Origin of the sequence: Methanobrevibacter olleyae (assembly GCF_900114585.1) — an archaeon.
Taxonomy (GTDB): domain Archaea; phylum Methanobacteriota; class Methanobacteria; order Methanobacteriales; family Methanobacteriaceae; genus Methanobrevibacter; species Methanobrevibacter olleyae.
Map to the genome: position 1 here is coordinate 1 of NZ_FOTL01000049.1, position 1,481 is coordinate 1,481.

The 1,481-nt window shown below is 23.4% G+C and carries 1 protein-coding gene; it reads left to right on the forward strand.

Annotated elements, in window-relative coordinates; genetic code table 11:
• Positions 1 to 854 (forward strand): hypothetical protein (locus BM020_RS09685; protein ID WP_159428558.1); only part of this gene is annotated, 854 nt, incomplete at its 5' end.
• Between the last annotated feature and the right edge of the window lie 627 nt (positions 855 to 1,481).

A 1,481-nucleotide genomic window follows, 5' to 3' on the forward strand; every position in this document is an offset into this window, starting at 1 on the left:
TTGGTCCTAATGGTACTATTGCTGGTCTTGATTTAGGTGTTGGTAATTATACTGTTAACTTAGAGACTGTTGTTGATGGTAATCATAGTGTTGCTGTTAATAGTTCTAGTATTACTGTTAATCCTAAATATAAAACTTCAATTACTGTATCTAACGCTACTAAATATCCTGGGGATAAGGTTAAAATAAGATTTACTGTTGATACTGAAGATGGAACTCCATTTAATGGTGATATTAATGTCACCTTACCAAATGGAAATAAAATATTGCTTTCAGTTGTTAATGGAATTGGTGTATATATATGGAATGTTCCTAAAGATGCTAAAAAAGGCAGTGAATACATTTTCAAAGCATCTTTCAGTGGAAATACTACTTATTCCCCATCTAATGGAACTGGTACTGTCAAAGTAATTAAGTATAAAACTTCAATCACTGTATCTAATGCTACTGGTAAACCTGGTGAGAAAGTAACCCTAACAGTTAAAGTTAGTACTGAAGATGAAACTCCATTTAATGGTAACGTTGTTGTAAAATGCCCTGATGGTAAAAATATAACTGTTACTATTAAAAATGGTGTAGGTAAATTCAATTGGACAATTCCAAAAGATGCTAAAAATAACACTGTATATGAATTCACAGCATATTATGATGGTGATTTAATATACATGGAATCTAATGGTACAGGATTTGTTAAAGTAATAAGTGATGATGATAATAATAATACTCATAATAATACTAATCATCATAATAAAAAATATCCTACTAAAATGCTAAATACTGGAAACCCATTAATTGCTTTACTAGTTGCTATAGTCTTTATAGGATTAGGCTTAAAACGTAGAGAAGATGAATAAACAGATTTTGATTTTAGGAGATTTCTGATCTCCTTTTATTTTTTTAATATATATTTTAAAACAATTTATAATTGTATGCTATTTTTTTATAAATTCTTAATTTTTTTATAAATTTAGTAATAATGTAAACTTTTTTTAAGATAAACTTATCATAGTTTAATATTTACTTAAATATTACTTTTTTTATATATAATTTGTACATTTTAGATTTTTTTTAAAAATTAGAGACTTATTTATTCTTATTTTTTAATATAATCTCAAGTATGTTTTAGATTATAACACAAATATATGTATTGATTAATCAATATAATTAATGCATTAAAGATCTTTAATGAAACTTTAAATTTCTTAAAAAAAACTATGGTAAAATTAATGATTAATAGCTTTAAAAAATAGTTAAGTTAATAGCTTTAAAAAATAGTTGATTTTATCTATAATAATATTAAATAAGGTTTTAAGGAAATGTCCAATAAATGATTTTTTTATTAAGATTAATAGTGAATGTTCGGTGAAATTATTAAAAAATTAAAAAAATAATAATATGTGTTTATAAATAAACACATAAAATTAACAAAATATAGTTTTATCTTTTTCTAAATGGAACTAATACTAAAATTAAACTTAAAA